The sequence below is a fragment of the Roseofilum acuticapitatum BLCC-M154 genome (assembly GCF_030068475.1).
GTDB classification, from domain to species: domain Bacteria; phylum Cyanobacteriota; class Cyanobacteriia; order Cyanobacteriales; family Desertifilaceae; genus Roseofilum; species Roseofilum acuticapitatum.
In genome coordinates this window covers 169,659-193,578 of record NZ_JAQOSP010000006.1, presented here as the reverse complement: position 1 = coordinate 193,578, position 23,920 = coordinate 169,659, and the positions used below count along the sequence as shown (strand labels likewise).

The following is a 23,920-nucleotide window of genomic DNA, read 5'->3' as shown; positions in this document are numbered from 1 at the left end:
AATAAGTAAATGATACAAAGATTTTTAGATAGCTTTTTGAATTAGATTAATCGCTCTACTTACCGAAACTTTCCAATTCAATCTTGCTTGATATTCCGCAAAAGAAGACTTTGCTAGTTTAATATAATCATCATAGTTAGAAAAGACTCTAGCTAAAATATCAGCATAATCAGAAGCTGGATCGTTGGTCGAGAGTAAGTAGCCATTTTTTTCTGGTTTGATAATTGTCGGTATCCCTCCCACTGTTGTAGAGATACAAGGTACTCCAAAAGAACAGGCTTCACTTAAAACACAACCGTAGGCTTCAGCTTTAGCAGGATGAATTAAAAAGTGAGCTTGCTGTAAGAGATGACGAATGATTTGCCGTCCTTCTGGAGTACCTTTACTAACAAATCCATGCATCGTGACATAGCTGCGATCGCCAGTGTTGATTTCAAATCGACTACCAACAATATCCAGATGAGTGGCAATTCCTCGCTGATTTAAAATTCGACAAACCTCTACTGCAATATCTCCACCCTTACGTTCCCAATCAACACCAATAAACAACAAACGTAATTGTTCTTGGGAACGCTTACCAATAAATTGTTCAATGTCCTCTTGGGTAAAAATATAGTCATGATTAGCACCATAAGGGATGACTTTAACTTTAGAATCAGGGATTCCATAAATTGAGGTTGATGTCCGATAGGAACATTCGGAGGAAAAAATGTTGAGAACTGCTGTATTCATAGCTCTTATTTCATGATTGTTTGCCCACTCAATACTAATCGGATTCATATTGGCATACCCGGAATAGGTCTCATTTAGATCGGCAAAATTTGCGTCTCGCCAATATATAACTGGAAAATCCAACCCAAAATGGGACATCACCATTGTACTTTGGGTTAAAATCGCATCTAACTTTTTATGCTTAACTAATTTCTCTACTTTACGTGCCATTCTGTTTAGAATTAAAGGATAGTAATAGTACATCAGTGGCGGTTGCAGTCTCAAAACCTTATTGATTAACCCAATGATTTTGGCGATACTCTTGTCAATGATATCCTCTTGAATAGGGCCAAAGTATTCAATTTCTACACCTTGAGACTCAAACTCTTGCAACATATGCCAAAAAATGCCGGAAAACGCATGACGAAATTCATCTTCATTATTGGCATCAAAAGTTGTGATAAATCCTAATTTCATAAAACCTCTAAACTACAATCTTCTACTCAATTGCAAATCGAACTTGACGATTGTGGCAATCTCTATAATCATACATTAATTATATATCACGTAAACATCTAGATTTCAGACTTCTCATTGTATTAATCATCGGAGTGGGTAAAGTCCGATTCAGAACATTATAAGTCTGAATCAGTTTCAACAGATCGGGATCTTGGCTAAAGTTTTTCCATAAATATTTCCAAATATCTATAATATCATTAACCGTCTTTTCTCCAAGCTGCTCTTTAATAGAAGCGATAGACACTTTCGTTTTCAAGGTATACAGAGCAAGAATTTCTGGATCAAATGCTTCTGCTTCTAATGTCTGTAACACTGCTACCATACTAGATTGACTGCGTTTGAGCTTGGCGATCGCTTTTTTTGATTGAGATTCACCCACAGAAAAATTATTTCCATGAATCCGCCAAATAGATAGAGGTTCATCAATGAAATAGCAATATTTATCCTGGAGAGCAAACAAAACCAAATGCTCATCAATGTACATATCTACAGCTTGAGGAATTAACATTTGTTTCGCTATTTCAGTACGAGTTGAAAATGTCGATCCTCCACCAAACAAAATTTGATGACGATAGAAATATCTGAGTAACTCTTTTCCTCTCAGTTTAGTATTCTTGATCCAATCTGGAATCGGCTCATTTTTTTTTGTATCATTATTGACATCCCAGTAAATAGCGGGATGGGATACATGAACCAGATCGGGATCAGATTCAAAGCAATCTACTACTTTTTCCAGTTTTTTGGGTAAAAACAAATCATCAGCATCTAAATTAAATAAATATTTTCCTCTAGCCCGATCAATGCCTACTTTCGTTGCTTGCGCTTTGCCACTATTAGCTTGTTTAATATAGATAACATCATCTTCGTAAGCTCTAATTTTATATGCTGTATTATCAGTTGAACCATCATCAACTACAATGATTTCCAACTCATCTTTAGACAAGCTAGATGAGAAAATACTATCAATAGCTTCAGTAATAAACCGTCCATAGTTATAGGTTGGAATAACCACACTAACTAATAAAGATTTTTTCATTTTTTTTCACTTTGACATTTATATCTTAGAATGAAATTATAGAAGTTTATTTATCTGCTTTTCATTTCAATATTACGTGAATAATATTCATGATTTCTTTTTGAAATTTAATTAGATCAAATAACTCCTTGAATAAGAGAATTTAACATCGGCATACATTGAGGAGCAACAGCAATGAAATTAGAATAACTAAAATACTCACCATAAATATCATAACTCATTGTGTATAATCCTGTTCCTTTCAATAAGAAGACTTGGTATCCACAACTATTTAATAGACTAATCGCGCTAAATAATGTACTTTCAGCATGTTTCCATGGTAAGTTATATTCAAATTGTACTACTCCTATTTTCTGAGCATGTAAGAACTTATAAGCACCTCGAATAACCTTTAAGTCATAGCCTTCAGCATCAATTTTCAAAAAATCCACGTATTCCCAATTTAATCTTTCTAATTCAATATCTATCGTTGTAACTTCTATAGTTTTTTCAATAGCATTTGAATTAGAAGCACCTTTAACTAACGAGGACGTTTCACCAGCTTCTGGTTCCTCATAGAATTTCATACTTCCAGGTTCATCTGCTACACAGGCTTGAACAATATTTAAATTTTTGTTTTCACAGAAACGACTATTAAGCTTTTCAATTGCATAATTTGAAGGCTCAAATAATAGTCCGCGAACATCATTTGATGATCCTTCCAAAAAAGCACTAGACCAATTTCCGATATTAGCTCCAACATCAATAAAAGCTGAAGAGTTTTTTGCTATGATGTTAGCAACAATACTTTCTCCATTTTTAACTGGATCTATTCCATCACTTAAATGATACCGAAGAATGAGATTACACTGATTCCTTACTTTAATTACTAGATAAAATAAAGGATTCGAGCGGGCTATAAATCGGTGACAGCTATCCAGTAGTTCAAAAAACGACATATTATATAATTCCTCGGTTTTAGGTGATATAACTTTACTGAAGCAATCCTTGCGGGTGATAGAGATCGAGTCGCGGGAGTCAGACAAAAATAAGACCTGATATATGACTCAAAACCATATAAGACAAGGGTTTCAGATTTTTTAGTCTTTGAACTGATTTCCTTTCCCTGACTAGATTCCAGGTGATTTGAGCTGAAACATTTGTCTGAGTCCCGTTAACCTGATTGAAAAATTCAACAACTAGTATAACGGAATTTCAATCTAAATTATCTTCTCGTACTCACCTTGCTTAAATAAGCTACCATACTCAATCCCCAATTTCCAGGTTTGCCAAAAATCTGATAACCCAAAGTTACGATCTTTAATATGTAGTGATGTTAGCATAGCTAAATAGAAAAAATAGCTTAAGCATTCTATTTGGCCTGCAATCCGAGGCCGGTAACAAGTATAGGCTAAATAAGATAGAAGAAAAGACCCTTTTAGGGAAACAGCTTTACGCTTTTCTATTCGTTCCTCAACTGTACCATGACTTAAGTGAATCACATAAGTATCTGGACAGTATTGGATACGATATCCCAATGCATTTAATCTAGGGCCAAATTCTAAGTCGCAAACATATCCAAAGGCTTCTAAAAAACGATGCTTATTAAAAACTTTCCTAGGTATAATAGCTGAACCTCCACTGATAGCAAAACAATCATCAAAATTAGTAATTGCTTTGTGAAACCCTCGCGGTTGAACTTCCCCTGGGAGATATAAATGAGATTGGGGATTGGGATATTCATAATACTCACCTAAAATCCAAACACTTTCTGGTTCCTGTTTAACTGCATCATAAATAACTTTAAAGTGATCTTCTGGAAAGATATGATCGTCATTAACGATCCGGACATGAGTTCCTTGACAGGCTAAAGCCACATTATTTAAATTAGCTTGTAAACCTCGACGTGGCCCTTTAATATACCGGCAGCTCCACTTGAGAGCTATCTGTTCATTTTGGGGAGCAATTCCTGGAGTTGAATCATCTGAAACAATGATTTCATACGGCTGAACGCTTTGAGAGCGAATACTTTCCAAGCATCGGTTCAAATAATTTGGAAGATTGCAAGTCACGAGAGCAACGCTAATAGTAACTTCTTGAGAGCTATTCATGAATGGTTATTAGTCTCCTTATTAATTCTGACCATTTTTTGCCCAAAACTCGCCTGCTTTACCATCTGGAAATGGCAACCATTGTTCTACTGTGAATCCCTTTTGTTGTAGTAACTCCAGTCCATACTCAGGATTGCCTTGTTCGCAAGTATGAAATTCTCCAACAACATACTCAACAGAGTTAAAGCTAGGAGATTGAATGATTTCATATTCAGAGCCTTCACAATCAAGTTTTAGTAATTGTATCTTCCCATTCATGTAGTCAACAATCTCCTGAAAAGAGAGCATATCACATACTTGAGATGAACTGAGGGAACTGTTATCATTTTTAGCAACATAACATGCTGTTAAATCTCCTTGAACACTTAAATTCACTTTATCCGTATATTGACCAACAGCATAAGGATAGGCTTGAACATTGAACGGATTAACATTCTTCTTCAAGTTGTCAAATGTTTCACTGCAAGGTTCATAGGCTAGAATTTTAGCTTGTGGAAATAAGGTAGCAGCATGGATCGAAAAAATGCCAATATTCGCTCCGATATCTACAATATTCTCTAGATTCTGAAATCGCCTCAATCCGTAAGTATCATTAAGAACTATACCGATGAGCATTACTAAAGCGTCTGGCCCAGAGATATTAACTTTATAGCCATTAACATAGTAATCACAAGTATAAGGTATTTGGTTAGATCTATAGTAACGTCTAGTTAATCGATTAACCGCATAGGCAGTTTTGACTCTTTGAAGTATTGAAGCGCCCATAGTATCCTCCTAATTTAAATGAGTATAGCATTCAGAATAAAGTTTTATTTGATCGGCAGCAATTTTTGGCCAAGAAAACATTTTGGTGATTTTTAAGCATTGTTGAGATAATTTCTCGTAATTATCTCTCTCAAGTGTCAGTATGCTAACTAGCTTTTCCACAAAAGCATTAACATCACCGACTGGAACCATGAGAGAAGACTCTACATGCTTAAGCATTTCGCGAGGCCCAGGAATATCATAAGTGACTGTAGGTAAACCGCAAGCTATTTTTTCTAACACGGCAAATCCAAATCCTTCCATGTAACTAGGAAATGCACCAACTGTAGCCCCAGACAAAAGCGATGGCAGTTCATCACTATCATATTTAGGAATAACTTCTATCCAATCAGAAGGGGGGAGATTCAGATCTTGAAAAACTTCTTCAGCACTTAAACCTGTTCCCAGAAACTTAAATTTTACATCTGGTATTTGCGTTTTTGTAAGGTGTAATATTTCCGACCAATCTCTAGATCCTTTTCGTTTTCCCCAATACCCAATAAACACGACTTGTTTATTATTTAGATGAAGGCTTGTTGATTGTAAAGCTTGACTAAATAACTGTTGTCGTTTTTCTGATAATCCGAAGGGAAAGACGGCACATTTATCACCGAGATCCCAATGTTCTTGGATATAAATCTTTTCATCTTCATTGGGAAGATTGATTAAGTCACAAGTTTCTAAGCTGCGAAGGTAGTGAGGATGTTCTCTCACTTGTCGCCAAGAGCGCAGAGTATTGGCAATCAAATTTCCTTTTTTTGTCTGGGGCCACTTCTCTTGTTCTAGTCTAGAATATTCTTTACAAAAGGCATACAATCCTACTGATCGCGCAACCAGTAATCCATTAAAGTTTAATTCTTCTTTAGTAAAGGGTAAATTTCCTTGATGTGCATCGATAATATCAAAACGATGACTATTAGCTAGAACAAATCCCTTAGCTTTACTTGAGAAACTAGGACGAGTGAATTGAGACAATCGCGAGGATTTATCATTAGGAAAAGCATCATCGATATCAAATTTTTCAACTCTATGCCCCATTTTACGGAACTCATCAGCCAACTCCAACTGGACTCTAGATCCACCCAAATTGCGATCCCAAGGCATATGAAGTATCATTAATATTCTCAAGGATGGCTTCATAGTGAATTGGTAATACCTTCGTAAAGTGCTAAGTGTTTTTTCACAACTATTGACCAACTAAAGTTATTTTCAATCCATTCTAAACAGTTGTCTTGATATTCTTGATAGCACTGGGGGGATAATTGGATAAACTCCTGTATAGCATCAGCGATTGCCTGACCAGAATTTTGCTCTACGATTAATCCTGTCTTACCATTATTAACAAATTCATGCATAGCTCCCGCATCAGTGCATATAACCGGTGTACCACAGGCTTGAGATTCCAATAGTGTTAATCCCATCAATTCTGGAAATCGACCGTATTCACCATACCAGGTTTTATGCACTGAGGGCAATACAGTTGCAATCGCACTTTGATATTCATGAAGTAAGCGTTGGTCGTCTGCATCCTCAATAAATTCTACTGGCATACCTTCCGCTAGTTCTTTAAGGTCATTATAAAAGCTTTGACTAGAATCCCCCTTTACTCGACCAACAATAGTCAGTTTATAATCTGAAAATCCCAAGAGTTTGAACCCATCAATTAAATAGTTAATTCCTTTATGGGGAAGAATTCTGCCAACAAATAAAATCTTTTTTTCTTTCTCAACTGTAGAGGTGGGATAAAACAAGTTAGTATCAACCCCACCTTTAATTACAACTGCTTTTTGACTGAGTTGGTCAGGAATAAACCCAAGAGCATACTCAGATTGCGCGACAAGGTTGGTATAGCAGTGGAACACCGGTAGCTTATGATTAATAATCAGAGAACCTCCTCCAGCATGTTCAGTGACAAAAACTCTTTTACCAAAAAGATACCCGATCAAAGAACTTATGTCAGAAGCTAGAGTATAAATGTTATGAACATGGATAATAGTTGGACTGAGTAACCAAGTGATATAGCGAATGTTAATGGCATTCATAATATTTCCGTGGATGGGCGCTTTGACCGGAAATATTTCAATGTTCAGGTTATCTTCTTGATAACTTTGGCGCTCCGGGCCGAAACTGACCAAGGTTGTATCGACTTGCTCGGCCATCAGGGAAGCTAGGGCACTAGCATATCGCTCTGCTCCACCAATGAGAGAGCGATCGCTAAAATAAGTAGGAGTAATATAAAGTACCTTCATATCTGCAACTTTTTCATATCTATGGAATAATAGTTTGCACTAAAACTACCACATCTGCACCGAAAGAACGAAGTCGCTCTTGGGGATCGCGATCGGTATTTATTTCTTCCACACTGGTTTCTTTCCATCCCATAACACTTTTCTTCATCAAAGTGATCTTAACCTCGCGATCAAACTGAGCAGCAAGGGTCTGAAATTCTTCTAACTCCTCTATTCCCAAGCGATATTCTCCCTTTTGCCATACCCCTTGTTGTTCAAATCCACAAGGCATCGTAACTAACAGTAGTCCACCAGGTTTTATAAGTTTGAGTAAAGCGGTAAAAGCCGGTTTCCACAACCCTTGCTGATTCTCTAAACCGCTATCTAAAGTGAGTTCTGCCGATCCATTTTCTGAAAAGTCGTTGTATTGATTGTCTCCTCCCACATGCTCTAGAGTAGAAATACAAGTAATGCAGTCAAATGAGCCATGAGGTAAGTCACATGACCGGACATCTTGAGAGTGAAAAGAAATTCGTCCCTGCATCGCTAATGGTTCGCTCACTAAATTCAATAAATGAATGTCCATGAACTGATTTATCAATTTTCTCAAAGTATATGGGGTATTCATCACACACCCCACATCCAGAAAGCGATCGCTCTTACCCAGTGGAGTAATCTGTTTGATTGCCCAAGAATATTCAACTAATCGCTCATCATAAAACTGAAAATGTGGCTGATAAATGAGATTGTGCCAATTTTCAGGATTTAATAAAGTCGATTCACAAAGTTGAAAAACTACTTCTTGTCTTGTCCACCAATATCTAGGGGAATAAGGATCAACTTCATATTTGTAGATTTTGTTCTTAAGTTTCCACCAAGCTATATGGGATGAAGTTAGAGTATGTTCTAGCAAATTAATACTTCTTCTAATTAAACTCATAATATATCTCAAATATTATACACAGAAGGAGGAATTTTAAGGATTCTTTTTGTCTTTTGTAATGTCGCACCTAAACCGAGGTAAGATACCAAATATTTAAGATAAAGATCTATATCTATGAACTTCCACCCAGAAATAGTAATAATTTGTCGAACTTGATTACGGAAAATAGAATCTCTGGATTTGGCGAAATTGTCTAGGCAGACGCTTTTCATCGCTTTCAACAATTTTTTCTTAAACTCTATAGGAATTACGTTCTTTTCATCATCTAGGTAAGGTGTTTTATAAGTCTCAAACAATTCTTTACTTGCTTTATCTATTTGATTAGTACCCTTGGTTTTGTCATGTATTCTTAAATAGCCATGACTTTGTGCAACAAAGCAAAAAATATACTCGTTGATAATCAATCTCCAAAAAAAATCGAAATCCATAAAATGATCGAATTTTTCACTAATATACAATCCATCTTCAAATATCTTAGATCTAAAAAACATTGATTGATTTCCAAGATTGAACAAAGGTAGCATTTTTTCTAACTCAAAATCTTGAACACCCAAAGTTAGCATAACATTCCGATCATTATTTATAACATCAACCGTACCATAAAAAACATCAGCATCACATATTTGAGAAACTTCAGCAATATATTGAAATACCCCTGGAGCATAGTAATCATCAGAATTTTGCCAACCAATTAAATCTCCTGTAGCTTTTTGAAAGCCTTTATTAAGAGCATGAGATTGACCTCCGTCAGGTTCACTAACCCAGTAACTTATATAGTCTTCATACTTTTTAAGTATATCAACTGTATTATCTGTGCTACCACCATCAATAATAATATACTCTAGGTTGGGATAGCCTTGGAGTAAAACTGAACGTATAGTTTCTTCTATAAATTCTCCTTGATTATAGCTAGGAGTCACAATGCTTATTTTTGGCCAATCTGATCCATTAGCCATTGTTTTTAGTAAAATGGGATTAGGTTTATTCCAAGGCCATCCAGACTTATTACTTGGAGGAGTTGGTAGGTTTTCTATTGTTCTCATAGTTATTCTAGTGATTCTATAACCTTAGTAGCAAATTGATTATGATGAGTATTACTTTCAACTTTGACTGAATATTATAACATTAGTGTTTATTTAACTACCTTGCTCTTTTATGATTTTCTCTATAAAATTATCATTTTTTTTATCATCATAAATGTTAAATGAGTATTGATATTCATATATTTTCGGATTATCAAAACCTATTTTTTTTAAGCTATACATATCGAGCATAGAACAAGAATTATAAGAGTTTATTTGATCTTTATACAACACAGTCATTTTAACATTTGCGGAGCCAATTAAATCACATAAACCACTACGAGATGCTATTATCCAACCAGCTAGCTCCACTAGAGGAATTGCTTCGAGTAAAGAAAAAGTTAAAGGCACTGTTCCAGGAATACAATTTTCAGCTTTTACAGTATTCGTGCATACTTTCCACCCACGAATCTCTAATATTTTAGCTAACTTAACCCAGAAATTAAAGTCTACTGGATTTAATGCATTTGATTGAGGAGCTAATATTACAGTTTTCCCTATTGGTAAATTCATTAATTTTATTTTTTGTTCTGCTTTTTCAAAGCTACACTCATCTACTTGTGGACTTAAAACTGGAGTATCGAGGGTCAATCCAAAAATTATTTTATATAAGTCTAGAAGCGTAATTCCTTTATAACCCATTTGTTTAAGCAATTGACCATTCATATAAAACTCTGGATGACCTATAATCATAGACCCTGGTTGAAATTTATTAAATCTCTTGATTGCACGGGTATTGTGATAATCCAAGGTAATAACTCTTGATATATGCTTTTCAAACAATTTCGGGATATCTTGATGACAAGACTTGACTACCACAGAAAAGCGATCTCCACCATTACGTTTCAAAAATTCATCGGCTAGTGAACAGACAAAATAGGTATCTCCTATACCATAAGGACATAATACCATCCATTCATTATTCTTGAATGCGATTTTTAGACTAAGTTTTTGCCAATATAGAAAGTCTTTACAATAATCCTTAAAAGATTGCAACTTATTCCATTTGGATAAAAAGAAAGACATTATAACTCCATATCATATAGTTGTATTTTTTTATTAAACTAAACACTGAAAGAAGAGCCAGTGAGAAAATCAACAAACTTCATCGCTTCCCAAATACAAACATCAGAATTAAAGTATTGCCATTGACCCCATCGACCTACTCCAAACATATTTTGACTTTTATATACAGAAAGTATTTTCTGAATAGCTTTAGAATGTCCGAGAACAGGAATAGGGTAAGCTAGTTCATTGTTATATTCATAAATAGGTTGTTTTCCATTATTCCAGGACTTCCCTATACCTGGCCATCTTTTGAGATTAGTTTCAGTATACATACCATTATTTTGACTATGTGGGGCAAAATTATTAATATAAAATTCTCGGTGAAATTCCTTTTCCAGACTTGGGTCATAACACCAATGCCAATCATGATTATACTCTTGCTCCCACAAAGAAACTACTATCGAGTTATATTGAAGCCGATCAAATGCATCAATTAGTTCGCTTGGACAATCTAAGGCTTGGTAAAGCAACGGCCAAGGAGCTGTATTAATAACCACCTTTGCTTTATATTCGTTATTTATAACCCAATAATTATCAAGGAAATCGAGTTTATTAACAGGTTGGGTTAATAAAACTTTTTCTGATATGAACTTGTAAATGCTATTAAAAATTTCTTGGAAACCTCCTTTTTTAGGGTAGTAGAACCCCTGATGACTGGGCATAAAGCTTTTATTCGAGTTTTTGATTAAGCAAGATTTAAGAATTTCTTTCGTGTTTATCCTAGGGATTTTATGGAGCCAATCAATATCCATCTCTTCAGGCATTACTCCCCATATTTTTTGATTATAGGGAAGCATATAATTTTCCGCAATCATATCACCTAGTTTCCAATGTATCCATTCTTCATAATTATGAGGTTCAATGTTGCCACTAGCTTCTCCTGAAGAAATTACTGAGATTACATAATCAATTTGCTTTTCTATAGAGAGTTGCCATAAGTTTGATTCTATAGGATAATCTAAGATTTCTTTATGAATTCTCACCTTAGATACTCTTGGGTAATAATTAAATTGGTCTTTACCGATATGCGAAAAAATGAAATCATATACTTGAGGGTATTTGGTACATAAAAAATGACCACCACCAATATCAAGATAATGGTTTTTGACTTTATGAGTTCTGCATAACCCTCCTGGTTCACTTTCAGCTTCTAAGACTAAAAAACTTTTCTCACCCTGAAGTTGTAATAAGCGTGCTATTGTTACGCCTGTAATTCCACCACCTATAATTAAGTAATCTAACATTTCCAAATCCTCATCAAAGTAATCTTAACTCATCAATTTTATGAAAACTATTATGATTAACAAAAATGCCAATCAAGCAGTAAAGAGATTAGTCCAGGTCTTCTATCTTGTAAAGATCCTCCACTCGCTTTTACTTGAAAACCAATTACCTCTTCTACATATTCTATAGTATTCCAAGAAGCATCAGTTATTCCCAAGTTTATAGTATAGTCTCCAGGCAACAAAATATTAGGATTGATTTCACAAATAGCATTGATCCTTTTTTCTATAGGTACAGATATCAGATTAGCTGTATCATGGTTATGAGAAGTAAATATTGTATCGCCTCTTATGTTTTTTATCGAAAATGCTATAGAAATTGGAATGGAACAACTAACATTATATAATTTTATTTTTATGGAAAAAGTCTCTCTCATTAAAACAATAGGAAACTGATGTTCTCTCTCTTTAGTTATTATTTCAACCTCTTCAATCAACATTTGAAATTTGTTATCACTAATTCTCTTAAGATGCTTGGATTGATTTAAATCTCTTTTCCAGGTAAAAAGATCCTGCTGTCTAGCATTAAGATAAAAAGTTATTGCTTGATCAATTTCACCTTCTAAAGCTATTTTACCTTTTTCTAGTACCAACGACCAATCACATAACTGTTCTAAAAGTTTAGTATTATGACTCACAAACAATACTGTTTTTCCTAAATTATTTGAAATATCATCCATTTTACTTAAGCATTTTTCTTGAAAAGCTACGTCTCCAACAGCTAGAACTTCATCAACTATCAAGATTTCTGTTTCCAGATGTGCAGCTACTGCAAATGCTAATCTAACGTACATCCCAGATGAATATCTTTTAATAGGTGTATCTAAAAACTTCTCTACCTCGGCAAAGGCTACAATTTCATCAAACTTTTTCTTGATTTCTACCTTACTCATTCCTAAGATTGCACCATTGAGGTAGATATTTTCTCTGCCTGTAAGTTCTGGATGAAATCCAGTACCGACTTCTAATAAACTAGCAACTCTACCTTTAATATTAATTTTACCTGTTGTGGGTTCTGTGATCCGACTTAAAATTTTTAGTAAAGTTGATTTTCCTGCACCATTACGACCAATTATGCCAACTCGATCGCCTCTATTGATCTCAAATGACACATCTTTCAAAGCCCAGAACTCCTCTCGTGAGGGGCTTTCCAGCTTTTTTCTTCCTCCTTTTACTAGAGTACCTCCCAAAGATTTAACGCCGTTGGTAATTACATCTCTCAGAGCAGTATAGGGTTCTTGTTGCTGATGGCGGATCAAGTATTTTTTACCTAAGTTTTCAACTCGGATGATTGGTTCAGACACTCTTATAAATCCCTCCCTCATCAAATGACATCAGCGAAAGTACGTTCCATCTTGCGGAAATACCAGACACCGCCTATACACAGATATCCTACTAGAATTACGGACAATACGAAACCGGGCAGGTAAAGTTGAGCATTTCCTAAGATAGCCCAGCGAAACCCATCAATGACTCCCACCATTGGATTTAATGAATAGATTAAACGCCATTGATCGGGTACAACGTTACTACTAAAACCAACCGGAGAAATGTATAACCCGAATTGGACAAGGAAGGGAACTATATAACGAAAATCTCTGTACTGAACGTTTAATGAGGCTAACCACAAACCTGTACCCATCGCCGCAGCAAAGGCAATAAATATGAAGAAGGGTAATAATAAAATTTTCCAGGTAGGAATGAAGTTGTACCATGCCATGAGTCCTAGCAAAATCATTCCAGAAATCAAGAAATCCACGAAGCTGACAATCACTGCACTGGTGGGAACAATGAGGCGGGGAAAATAAATTTTGGAGATCAAATTAGCATTCCCAATAAGGCTGTTACTGCATTCAGACAGGGCGCTGGCGAAGAATTGCCAGGGGAGCATGGCTGAAAAGACGAGTATGGGGTAAGGCGCTCCATCTGAAGGGAGTCCGGCTAATTTACCAAAGACGATGGTAAACACAACCATAGTTAAGAAGGGTCGAATTAATGCCCAAGAAACTCCGATCGCCGTTTGCTTGTACCGAACCAGGATATCCCGCCATGCCAAGAAGTAGAATAACTCACGGTAGCGCCACAGGTCTTTCCAATATTCCCGCTCTGTCCTTCCGGCTTCTATTACAATTTCCGTTTGACTGGAATAACTCATGCGATCGCCTATGGCTCTAGAAAAGTTTAACCTTGGAAGATAAACGAAGTAATCAACCGTAGACAGTAGCACAACTTGGAAAATTTTTCCAAACTGTTTAACCCTGTCCTCCCTGTATACAGTGGTGAAATCTCCATTTCCAGATTACGCTCAAAAAAACTTGAGTGTACCCACTGATGCAGATCCGGATTACCCCTTTTACTGTCCATAAGCGCTTTGCCCTGAAAATTAGTCGCGGGAGCAATACCCATAACACTAATCTCTGGGTGAGCGTGGAACACCGTGGAATCACGGGATGGGGAGAAGCCACACCCTTTTCCACGGGAGGCAAAAGCCAGACAACTGGAGAGATTGTAGCAGCTTTGGAGCAAATTGTACCGGTTCTCCAACCCTTTAGTCCCCTAGAGCGGCAGAAGATCCAACTGACTCTAGCTAAATCTGGTACTGTACTGCCTTCTGCGGTGCAAGCGGCTCTAGATATGGCGTTTTATGATTGGTTGGGAAAATCGGTTAATCTTCCCTTGTGGCAACTGTGGGGATTAGACCATCAGCAAACCCCGCCAACCTCCGTTACCATTGGCATTAGTACGCCAGAAGCGGCTCAAGAACGGCTCCGTCATTGGCTGGAGGTTACCCCGGTTCACTACCTGAAGGTGAAACTGGGGAGTCCGGAAGGGATTGAGGCCGATCGCGCCATGCTGAATGCCCTTTTACAGGTTGCTCCTGAAGGCTGTAAGGTCTATGTGGACGCGAATGGGGGATGGAACTTAAATCAAGCCATCACCATGGCTCAAACCCTGAAAAAATGGGGGATTGAGTATATCGAACAACCCCTAGCTCCTGGGGAAGAAAAAGATTTAGCTCAACTGTATGACAAATCCCCATTACCCATCTTCGTAGATGAAAGCTGCTACACCCGCGCTGATATTCCCCTCTTGGCGAATTCCATTCACGGAATTAACATCAAACTGATGAAAGCTGGGGGACTCAGTGAAGCCATGGCCATGATTCACACGGCTCGCGCTTGTGGTTTACAAGTGATGTTAGGGTGTTACTCTGACAGCAGTTTGGCCAATACAGCCGCCGCTCATTTGGGCCCCTTGGTCGATTATCTGGACTTGGATAGTCATCTGAATTTGATCGATGACCCCTTTATGGGAGCTACCCTAGAAAACTCTCGGCTGATGCTCAATACTCAACCTGGTTTAGGAGTAAGGCGACATGACGGTTGATTTCTCTCATTTACTGACTCGTAACCGTCGGGTGGCGATTTTGCTCCATGGGGGACTTCAGGGAGGGACGGGAAAAACGGGACTGTCTTTGATTCGCTACAGTGAAGCGGATATGGTGGTTTTGATTGATGAAGAGAGTGGGGGACGATCGCTCGAAGCATTAACCGGCATCAGTCGTAATATCCCCATTGTCGCTAACATAAGCGAAGCCTTGACCTATGAACCAGACGTATTAGCGATCGGTATCGCTCCATCCGGTGGCGCTCTACCCGAACCTTGGGTTAAGGAAATTCAGCAAGCAGTGGAAGCGGGACTTTCTGTGGTGAATGGACTCCATACCCCCCTTGCGCCTCAATTTCAATCGTTTCTGAAACCGGGGCAAATCATTTGGGATATTCGCCAAGAACCGAACAATCTAACCATTGGCAAAGCTCAAGCGCGAAATTTAAACAATATCCGGGTGCTAACGGTGGGTACAGATATGTCTATTGGCAAGATGTCCACCAGTTTAGAATTGCATCGAGCCTCCCAAAAGCGGGGCTTAAAGTCCCATTTTATCGGCACGGGACAAGCGGGAATTATGATTTCTGGTAGGGGAGTCCCCCTAGATGCCGTGCGGGTAGATTTTGCTGCGGGAGCCATAGAACAGCAGGTGTTAACCTATGGCCCGGAGGCTGATATTCTCCATATTGAGGGCCAAGGGTCGCTGCTTCATCCGGGTTCTACGGCTACCTTACCCTTGATTCGGGGGTCTCAACCGACGGCTTTAATTTTGGTGCATCGTTGGGGACAAACCCATATCCGTCATGCTCCCCAGGTGGCTATTCCACCACTTCCGGAGGTGATTGAGCTGTATGAGCGGGTGGCTAGTGTAGCGGGCGCTACTGAACCCATACGAGTGAAGGCGATCGCCCTCAACACCTACGAATGTACTCCAGAAGAAGCCGATGGCGCGATCGCCCATATCCAAACCCTCACCGGACTTCCCTGCACCGACCCCATCCGCTATAATGCCAATCGCCTCCTAGATGCCGTTCTCTAAACCAACCACTGGATGATTGATACCTTCATTGTTCCCAACGCCAATCTGATTCTAGGAGCTATCCTGCTCACCCTCTGTGCCTTCAGCTATTGGACAGAACAAACCCGCCGAGGAACGCCCCCCCTAGCTGCCCTCCTGGTTCTTTGTCTCGCCAGTCTCTTTAGCCATCTGGGACTCATTCCCAGTAGCGCCCCCCTCTACCCAGCGATCGCCACCTACGGCATCACCTTCGCCATTCCCCTGATTCTCTCCCAAATTGACTTACGGGAACTGCCCACCCATGCTAAAGCCACCACCCTCCTCTTAGCCTGTGGCATCGGCGGCACAGTTTTAGGCGCAATTCTTGGCTTCATCCTCCTACCCTTGGGAGCAGAAGAGGGAAAACTGGCTGCTATTTTTGTCGCTCAATATATCGGTAATTCCCTTAATGCCGCCGATGTTGCCTCTGCCCTCGACTTTCAAGGAGCGATCGCCCTAGAAACCATTAACGCCATTGATCGCCTCCTCACCAGTCTCTTTATCCTCTTTTGGCTCCTGATCTCCATTCTTCCCGGTATCCGCAGTTTCTTTAGTCCCCATCAAGAAGACTGGGGCATTCGCTTTGGGAGCGCTCCCGTTCCCACCATCCTCAAACAAACCGCTCCCACCCGCTTTGATTTAGCCCTCGCCCTCGCCGTTAGCGCGATCTCGGCACTCCTCGGTTACGCGATCGCTAGCGCCATCCGCTTACCCGGCAGCGAACTGTTCTTCACCACCATCATTGTCATAATTCTCACTCAAGTTTTTTCCACGACGAGCGATCGCCTAGCCGGAATTGAAGAATTTGGCGCACTCCTGATCCTCCTCTTCTTCTCCACCCTTGGAGCCACCACCAACATCCCCGAACTTCTAGCCCTCAACCCCCTACTGCTAAAATTCGCAGCTATTATCCTCCTCTCTCACGTAGCGGTGATCCTGATTGCCGGTAAACTCCTTAACATTGAATGGGCTGACATCCTCATTGCCTCCAACTCTAGTATCGGCAGCGCCACCCTAGGAGTCGCCATGGCCGTTGCTCAACGCTGGGAAACCCTCATCATCCCCGCCATTATTTGTGGCACAGTTGGCTCCATTGTCGCTAACCCCATTAGCCTGATTCTGGGAAATTTGCTCTCTTAACCAGAATGGAGGAGTGGGGAATGAAGATAACGCTACGTTACAATAATTAATATTTCTTCATTATTTCCCCACTCAACCCATGGAAGTCAGCGTTTTATCTCAGACCCAACCTAACCCGACTGGCCAATACTGGAATTGGCGCGGCTACTCCATTTACTACACCCAAGCCGGACAACCCCATCCCCAACGACCGCCCTTACTCCTGGTTCATGGATTTGGGGCATCTACGGATCACTGGCGTAAAAATATCGCCGAACTTCAACAAGACTTTCAGGTATGGGCCATTGATTTGCTAGGATTTGGGCGATCGCAAAAACCCAAATTAACCTACAGTGGCGACCTCTGGCGCGACCAACTCCATGACTTTATCACCCAAGTCATCGGTCAACCCACCGTCTTAGCCGGAAATTCCCTCGGCGGTTATGCCTCCCTCTGTGTCGCCGCTCAATGTCCCCAGTCCGCCCTCGGTTTAGTCCTCATTAACAGTGCTGGCCCCTTTTCCGACACTCAACCCAAGACCCCACCCAACCCCATCAAAGTCACTCTGGGCAACATCACGCGCTGGCTATTTCTGCAACCAGGAATTAACTTTTGGCTCTTTCAATATGCTCGTCGTCGTGCCACCATCCGTAAAACCCTCCTCAAGGTCTACCTGGATAAAACCGCCGTCACTGACCAACTGGTAGAAGACATTTATCGCCCTTCCTGCGATGTCGGGGCCCCCGATGTTTTTGCCGCCGTCTTCAAAACTCCTCCCGGCGCAAAAGTCGATCATCTCTTAGAACAGCTCACCTGTCCCCTCTTAGTTCTCTGGGGAGAAGCCGACCCCTGGATGAATGCTAAGGAAAGAAGTCCCAAATTCCATCAACATTATCCCAATCTGACAGAACATTTCCTCGAAGCGGGCCATTGTCCCCATGATGAAGTACCCACTCAGGTCAACAAGCTAATCCGGGATTGGATATATAGCACCTCTGTCAGCTAACGTTAACAAATGTTGCGAACTGTAATTTATTGTGTTAAGTTTAATTACAGATACTTGAAATCTAACCGGAGTTCTGAAGATGGAAAATCAAAACAATAAATTCGGTTTCACCGCCTTCGCTGAAACTTGGAACGGCCGCCTCGCTATGTTAGGCATTATTATCGGTTTAGCTACGGAATTCATGACTGGCCACGGTATCCTTTCTCAGCTTGGCTTAATGTAATCGCCTTAGCATTCATCTGTTAATGCCATGATCTCTTGTAGGGGTGGGTTTCAAACCCACCCCTACAAGAGCGAATACAATAACCCCTAGATTCTAAGGATCTGAAATGGTGCAAATTACCCTTGATATTCCTGATGAACTCATTGACCATTTCAACCCAAACCATTTGGCTCGTGAGATTTTGGAAGCTTTAGTCGTACAAGCTTATCAGGCCGAAAAAATTACCAGTGCAGAAGTCGGTCGGATTTTAGGTTTACCTTCTCGTTGGGATGTTGATGCTTTTTTGAAGGAGCATAAGGCTGATTTGCATTATGACGAGGCAGATTTGCAGCAGGATCGGGAAACTCTTCGCCAGCTCCGTTATGATCGTCGTTTCTGATACTTCGCCGATCCACTATTTACTGCTGATTGGCCAGATTGACCTCCTCCCTAGCTTATTTGAGCAAATTATCATTCCTGATGTGGTTCAGGATGAAATGCAGGATTCTTGCGCACCAGAAGTTGTACGTCAATGGAGTGCCAATCCTCCTTCCTGGCTTACTATTGAAGTCGTTTCCAGACTTGATGAAACCCTTAATTCTCTCGATCGCGGTGAACAGGCCGCCATTAGCATAGCCCAAGCCTTACCAGCAGACCTACTGATTATCGATGAACGCTTGGGGAGACGCATGGCCAGTGATCGCTCAATTCCTATTATCGGCACTCTGGGAATCTTGGATGAAGCTGCATATCAAGGTTTAGTCGAGCTTTCAGAGGCGATCGCTCTATTGCAACAGACGAATTTCCGTATATCCCAAAGCATCATTCAGACCTTGCTAAAAAATAGAGGATAAGTTGTAGGGTAGGCAAGCCTATCGGGACAAATCATCTTAATCATTAAATTGTTCAATAGCAACAGCGATCGCCGAACTAGAGGGTAAGGTGGGCAGGAGCATAAGCGATATCATTCAAATTCTACAACTGTCCTCCTGCCCACCCTACGATGATTGGCTCGATCCCCCTTTCATGTCCGCTTGCGGAAAATTCCCCTTTTCAAGGGGGACTTTCTTGATTTCCCCCCTTAAAAAGGGGGGATAGGGGGGATCAAAATCTAATCATCAATCCCTTCAATGCGGTCTTCTGCCTCTTGATACAACTGGCGCAGACGGTCGAGGTTTTCCTCGCTGGTTTCCCAGTATCCGCGACCATTCACCTCTAGGAGGGTGCTAACCACTTTGCGGAAGGAATGGGGATTGAGGTTGAGCAACCGTTGACACATAGCTTCATCCTTGATGAATGTGTCGTTGGTTTCCTCATACACCCAGTTATCCACGGCTCCCGCAGTAGCACTCCATCCCGAAGTATTCACCAGACGCTTGGACAACTCCCGCACCCCTTCATAGCCGTGGGAGAGCATTCCCTCGTACCATTTGGGATTGAGCAGTTTTGTCCGCGCATCCAGGCGCACGGTTTCGGATAAGGAGCGCACCTGACCTTTAGCGGTGGTGGTATCGGCAATGTAGGCCGCCGGTTGTTTGCCATCTTTTCGCAGGGAACTCACCACTTTGGTGGGGTCGCTGTCGAAATAGTGGGAAACATCGGTCAAACTAATTTCAGACGAGTCTAAGTTCTGGAACGTGACCTCAGCACTCTTGAGGGAAGACTCGAACACCTGACGGCTTTCCTTCATAATGCCAGGGTTATCGGCATCAAAGGCGAAGGATTTCCGGTTAAGATACATTTCCTGAAGTTCGGACTCTTCTTCCCAAGAGGAGTTTTCTACCGCCAAATTCACATTAGAGGAATAGGAACCACTGGCATTAGAATAAATCCGACTCGCCGCTTGCCGTAGGTTAATGCCTAACTCTTCCGCTTGCTGCATGGCATGTTTGCGGACAAAATTCATCTCTACCGGTTCATCTGCTTCGGCAGCCATTTTTACTGCTTTATCCATCAGTGCCATCTGATTGACAAACAGATCTCGGAACACTCCAGAGCAGTTGACCACCACATCAATCCGGGGCCGTCCCAATTCTTCTAGGGAAAGTAACTCTAGCTTATTCACCCGTCCAAGAGCATCGGGAACGGGTTTCGCCCCCACAAACCAGAGAATTTGCGCTAAAGATTCACCAAAAGTCTTGATATTATCCGTTCCCCAGAGAACGGTGGCAATGGTTTCGGGAAGTTGGCCGTTGTTGGTGGCTTTATGGCGCTCTAGGAGTTGGTCTACTACCCGTTTAGCGGACTTAATGGCGGCTTCCGTGGGAATGGACTGGGGATCGAGGGCGTGAATATTTTTACCCGTGGGCAATACGTCGGGGTTGCGGATGGGGTCACCACCGGGCCCGGGGAGGATATATTGACCTTCAAGAGCAGCAAGTAGACCACCCAGTTCGTTATCGGCACAGACCTGTTCGAGACAGAATTCTAGGTATTCCATCAGGGTCTTGAGGCTGTCTTCATCGACGTTGGTGTAGCCCAACTCATGGAGTTTAGCCACCCAAGGTGCTTTTTTACCCATGTTGAAGAAGTTCAACTTGGAGACGAGGGATACTCGACCTTCGGCGTTGGTTTGTTCTTCCACGAGGGCAGTGACGGCGGCGCGGGTGGCTTGAACAATGTTGTTATAGAGTTCTACGTCTTCAAGTACGCCTAAATCGCTGCTTTCATAGATTTGGTCGATGTCGCGGTCGATGCTGCGGGCAATAATCCGGGGCAGGCTTTCGATGCCGTCTTCGGGGCGATCGATGTTGGAGATATTGACCAGGGTGGCGATCGCCTCGGTCGCTGTCGGTGGTTTCCCGACGACATGCAAGCCACAGGGTAACAACCGCGACTCAATCTCCATCAGTTTGTTGTACACCTGACCCACAAGATTATCCCGTTCGTCAGCCGATAACGTCGTCCCCTCATCAGGTAGAGCAATATCCTGCTCCAGATTCACCTGGCGGCATTTCTCGATAATTGTCAGTACAATTTGTTCGCCCCTGGGGGTCTCCTTGAGCTGTTGATAGGAGCCAATTAACTCGCTCAGTTCAGCTAAACCTCTATACAAGCCTGCATTTTCGGCTGGGGGAGTCAGATAGGAAATGGTGGCTGCATAACCTCTGCGTTTGGCGATCGTCGCCTCCGAGGGATTATTGGCTGCGTAGTAGTAGAGGTTAGGAATCGAACCAATCAGATTATCCGGGTAACACTCGCCCGACATTCCCATCTGTTTCCCTGGCATAAACTCCAGGGAGCCATGGGTTCCGAAGTGCAGCACCGCATCCGCGCCCCAGATTTGCTCCAGGTAGGTGTAGTAAGCGGCAAAGCCATGGTGGGGAGACGCAGACCGGGAGAACAGCAGCCGCATGGGGTCACCTTCATAACCAAACGTGGGCTGTACGCCAATAAACAGGTTGCCGAAATGTTTCCCATACACCAGCAGGTTTTGACCGTCGCTGTTCAAGTGTCCCGGAGGCGGCCCCCAGTTTTCCTCTAGGCGCTCGGAGTAGGGGGTCAGTTTCTCGTATTCCGGTACACCCATACGATAGGCAATGTTTAACTCTGGGGAAGCATACTGAGCGCTGGCATCGTGGATCACCGCTTCCATCAGGTCTTTGGGAGATTCAGGCAGTTCGCCAATATCGTAACCATTGTCTCGGAGGGCGCGAACCACCTCGTAGATGCTGCCAAATACATCTAAATAAGCTGCCGTTCCCACATTCCCTTTATCGGGGGGGAAACTAAAGACAGTGATGGCGACTTTCTTCTCTAGCTTGGGTTTGCGGCGCAGGTTAGCCCATTTGAGGGCGCGAGCAGCAACGGACTCGATCCGGTCTTGGAGGGCGATCGCCTTTCCAGTGGCTCCATCTCTTCCCGAAAGGATGATCGGCTCAATGGCTCCATCCAATTCCGGAATTGCAATTTGCAGCGCCACCTGTACCGGGTGCAGTCCCAGTTCTGAAGCTTCCCATTCCTCCGTCGTTTGGAAGACCAAAGGAAGAGCCACCATGTACGGCCGGTTCAGGCGTTTGAGGCTTTCTATCGCTTTGGGATGGTCTTGACGAGCGGGCCCACCCACCAGGGCAAACCCAGTTAAAGAAATGACTGTATCGACGATGGGTTTCTGGGTGCGTTGATTCCAGAAATAAGCATCCACGGGTTTAGAGAAGTCCAAGCCCCCGGCAAATGTACCGATCACCCTGGCTCCTCGACATTCGAGTTCCTGAACAATGGCCACATAATGGGCATCATCACCGGTAACCAGGTGAGAGCGCTGCAACACCAGACCCACACAGGGAGCGAGGGGGTCTTTGAGGTCATCATCGATATCATCCCGGCTGTTGTACCACTGCCAATATTCCTGTTGGTCTTCAAACATTTTCGGAGCCATGGGATGCCAGATGCCCATGTCTGGATAAACTACGGGGTCTTCGTAGCTTAATTTCCGATCGCCTTCAAGGATATATTTATCAGCCAACATCAGCAGGAAGTTGGTTAGATTTTCGGGAGAGCCACCCAGCCAATATTGGAACGAGAGCATGAAGTTGCGAGCGTCCTGAGCCTTTTCGATGGGCATGTATTTCAGGACTTTGGGCAGGGTACGCAGGAGTTTGAGCATTCCGTCTTGGAAGGAGGAACCGCTCGACTCTTTGCGTTTTTTCATGAATGAGGCGATCGCACTCTTCGACTGTCCCAACTGAGCCATACTAAAGCTACCCAGCTTATTCAGGCGCATCACTTGAGGCATAGAAGGGAAGATCACCGCCGCATCCAGGCGATCGCGATGGGGGGCAACTGTGGCGACAATGCGATCGGCCAGATCCTCAATGAAAATCAAGGAGCCAATAAAAATATTGGCCGTTTCCATATCCCGCTCAAACTCCGCATAGTTTTCCGGGTTGCGTAGCTCTTCAATCAAGTACCCACTTAACTCGATGCCCACTTGATTTTTATGTTTAGCCGCGCTGCGGTTAATGGTTTGAGCCGCTTGGGTGAGGGCACTTTGGTATTGTGCCTCCATGACGATGTACACAATTTTGATAATTTTGCGCCCATTGGCGGCAGCTTTATCCATGGCTGGGGGTACGGACTCAAGCTCAGGTGAGCGGTCTAGAGTCTCTTGGGCGATCAGTTCTTCGGCGATCGCCTTTAGGGTTTCCCCATCCATGCCATTAGCTGGCTCTGTTTCTGGTACGGTTACCCGACGAATGTTTGATTTAACCTGGGTGTACATATTGGAGGTTCCTCTATGATCCTTATTCCCTTTGTATGTATTTCGGCTCGCTGCCGACATGAATATGATTCCGACTAGGGGGGAGTTTCCGAGCCACTATAAGAGACTCGAAACAGCAAATAAATAGTTAAGATACCCCTACTCATTACCCCAGAATATGG

Annotated in this window: 21 protein-coding genes; 7 read left to right on the top strand and 14 right to left on the bottom strand. The window is 41.8% G+C overall.

Going from position 1 to position 23,920, the window contains the following annotated elements:
• Positions 1-24: 24 nt before the first annotated feature.
• From PMG71_RS01645 to PMG71_RS01585, 13 genes are all read right to left on the bottom strand, one after another.
• Positions 25-1,188, bottom strand: a complete 1,164-nt coding sequence (locus PMG71_RS01645) for a glycosyltransferase family 4 protein (protein ID WP_283751895.1) — start codon at positions 1,186-1,188, stop codon at positions 25-27.
• 79 nt (positions 1,189-1,267) lie between these two features.
• Positions 1,268-2,266 carry a glycosyltransferase gene (locus PMG71_RS01640; RefSeq protein ID WP_283751894.1) on the bottom strand — a complete coding sequence of 333 codons (999 nt, stop codon included), beginning with the start codon at positions 2,264-2,266 and terminating at the stop codon, positions 1,268-1,270.
• 116 nt (positions 2,267-2,382) lie between these two features.
• Complete coding sequence (locus PMG71_RS01635; protein ID WP_283751893.1) at positions 2,383-3,204, bottom strand: FkbM family methyltransferase; 822 nt, start codon at positions 3,202-3,204, stop codon at positions 2,383-2,385.
• Positions 3,205-3,465: 261 nt separating this feature from the next.
• Positions 3,466-4,356 carry a glycosyltransferase family 2 protein gene (locus PMG71_RS01630; RefSeq protein WP_283751892.1) on the bottom strand — a complete coding sequence of 297 codons (891 nt, stop codon included), beginning with the start codon at positions 4,354-4,356 and terminating at the stop codon, positions 3,466-3,468.
• 21 nt (positions 4,357-4,377) lie between these two features.
• A complete protein-coding gene (locus PMG71_RS01625; protein WP_283751891.1) occupies positions 4,378-5,121 on the bottom strand; it encodes an FkbM family methyltransferase in 744 nt (247 codons plus the stop codon).
• A gap of 9 nt (positions 5,122-5,130) precedes the next feature.
• Complete coding sequence (locus tag PMG71_RS01620) at positions 5,131-6,300, bottom strand: glycosyltransferase family 4 protein (RefSeq protein WP_283751890.1); 1,170 nt, start codon at positions 6,298-6,300, stop codon at positions 5,131-5,133.
• On the bottom strand, positions 6,297-7,409 hold the full coding sequence (locus PMG71_RS01615) for a glycosyltransferase family 4 protein (protein WP_283751889.1): 1,113 nt from the start codon (positions 7,407-7,409) through the stop codon (positions 6,297-6,299). The genes PMG71_RS01620 and PMG71_RS01615 overlap by 4 nt, the downstream gene beginning before the upstream one ends.
• A gap of 19 nt (positions 7,410-7,428) precedes the next feature.
• A complete protein-coding gene (locus tag PMG71_RS01610; RefSeq protein WP_283751888.1) occupies positions 7,429-8,328 on the bottom strand; it encodes a class I SAM-dependent methyltransferase in 900 nt (299 codons plus the stop codon).
• Positions 8,329-8,336: 8 nt separating this feature from the next.
• Positions 8,337-9,374: a glycosyltransferase family 2 protein gene (locus PMG71_RS01605; protein WP_283751887.1), complete on the bottom strand. Its 1,038-nt coding sequence runs from the start codon at positions 9,372-9,374 to the stop codon at positions 8,337-8,339.
• Between the two features lie 93 nt (positions 9,375-9,467).
• Positions 9,468-10,439, bottom strand: a complete 972-nt coding sequence (locus PMG71_RS01600; RefSeq protein ID WP_283751886.1) for a hypothetical protein — start codon at positions 10,437-10,439, stop codon at positions 9,468-9,470.
• 38 nt (positions 10,440-10,477) lie between these two features.
• Positions 10,478-11,725, bottom strand: a complete 1,248-nt coding sequence (locus PMG71_RS01595) for a protoporphyrinogen/coproporphyrinogen oxidase (RefSeq protein WP_283751885.1) — start codon at positions 11,723-11,725, stop codon at positions 10,478-10,480.
• A gap of 56 nt (positions 11,726-11,781) precedes the next feature.
• Positions 11,782-13,068 carry an ABC transporter ATP-binding protein gene (locus tag PMG71_RS01590; RefSeq protein WP_283751884.1) on the bottom strand — a complete coding sequence of 429 codons (1,287 nt, stop codon included), beginning with the start codon at positions 13,066-13,068 and terminating at the stop codon, positions 11,782-11,784.
• Between the two features lie 20 nt (positions 13,069-13,088).
• Complete coding sequence (locus PMG71_RS01585; RefSeq protein WP_347179174.1) at positions 13,089-13,919, bottom strand: ABC transporter permease; 831 nt, start codon at positions 13,917-13,919, stop codon at positions 13,089-13,091.
• A gap of 176 nt (positions 13,920-14,095) precedes the next feature.
• On the opposite strand from PMG71_RS01585, the gene PMG71_RS01580 reads away from it, so the two are divergent.
• The 7 genes from PMG71_RS01580 (at position 14,096) to PMG71_RS01550 (ending at position 19,392) form a co-directional block, all read left to right on the top strand.
• Entirely contained in the window at positions 14,096-15,151 is a 1,056-nt protein-coding gene (locus PMG71_RS01580; protein WP_283751882.1) for a dipeptide epimerase, read from the top strand.
• Positions 15,141-16,193 carry an N-acetyltransferase DgcN family protein gene (locus PMG71_RS01575; RefSeq protein ID WP_283751881.1) on the top strand — a complete coding sequence of 351 codons (1,053 nt, stop codon included), beginning with the start codon at positions 15,141-15,143 and terminating at the stop codon, positions 16,191-16,193. The genes PMG71_RS01580 and PMG71_RS01575 overlap by 11 nt, the downstream gene beginning before the upstream one ends.
• A gap of 12 nt (positions 16,194-16,205) precedes the next feature.
• Positions 16,206-17,351, top strand: coding sequence for a DUF819 family protein (locus PMG71_RS01570; RefSeq protein ID WP_283751880.1), 1,146 nt, complete (start codon positions 16,206-16,208; stop codon positions 17,349-17,351).
• Positions 17,352-17,430: 79 nt separating this feature from the next.
• The gene (locus PMG71_RS01565; RefSeq protein WP_283751879.1) at positions 17,431-18,336 is read left to right on the top strand and encodes an alpha/beta fold hydrolase; all 906 of its coding nucleotides are present in this window, start codon (positions 17,431-17,433) and stop codon (positions 18,334-18,336) included.
• Between the two features lie 79 nt (positions 18,337-18,415).
• Complete coding sequence (locus PMG71_RS01560) at positions 18,416-18,559, top strand: high light inducible protein (protein ID WP_283751878.1); 144 nt, start codon at positions 18,416-18,418, stop codon at positions 18,557-18,559.
• 109 nt (positions 18,560-18,668) lie between these two features.
• Positions 18,669-18,938: a UPF0175 family protein gene (locus PMG71_RS01555; protein WP_347179173.1), complete on the top strand. Its 270-nt coding sequence runs from the start codon at positions 18,669-18,671 to the stop codon at positions 18,936-18,938.
• Positions 18,922-19,392, top strand: coding sequence for a PIN domain-containing protein (locus PMG71_RS01550; RefSeq protein WP_283751876.1), 471 nt, complete (start codon positions 18,922-18,924; stop codon positions 19,390-19,392). The genes PMG71_RS01555 and PMG71_RS01550 overlap by 17 nt, the downstream gene beginning before the upstream one ends.
• A gap of 257 nt (positions 19,393-19,649) precedes the next feature.
• Here the strand turns inward: PMG71_RS01550 and PMG71_RS01545 are convergent, their stop codons facing one another.
• A complete protein-coding gene (locus tag PMG71_RS01545; protein ID WP_347179172.1) occupies positions 19,650-23,600 on the bottom strand; it encodes a magnesium chelatase subunit H in 3,951 nt (1,316 codons plus the stop codon).
• Positions 23,601-23,920 lie beyond the last annotated feature (320 nt).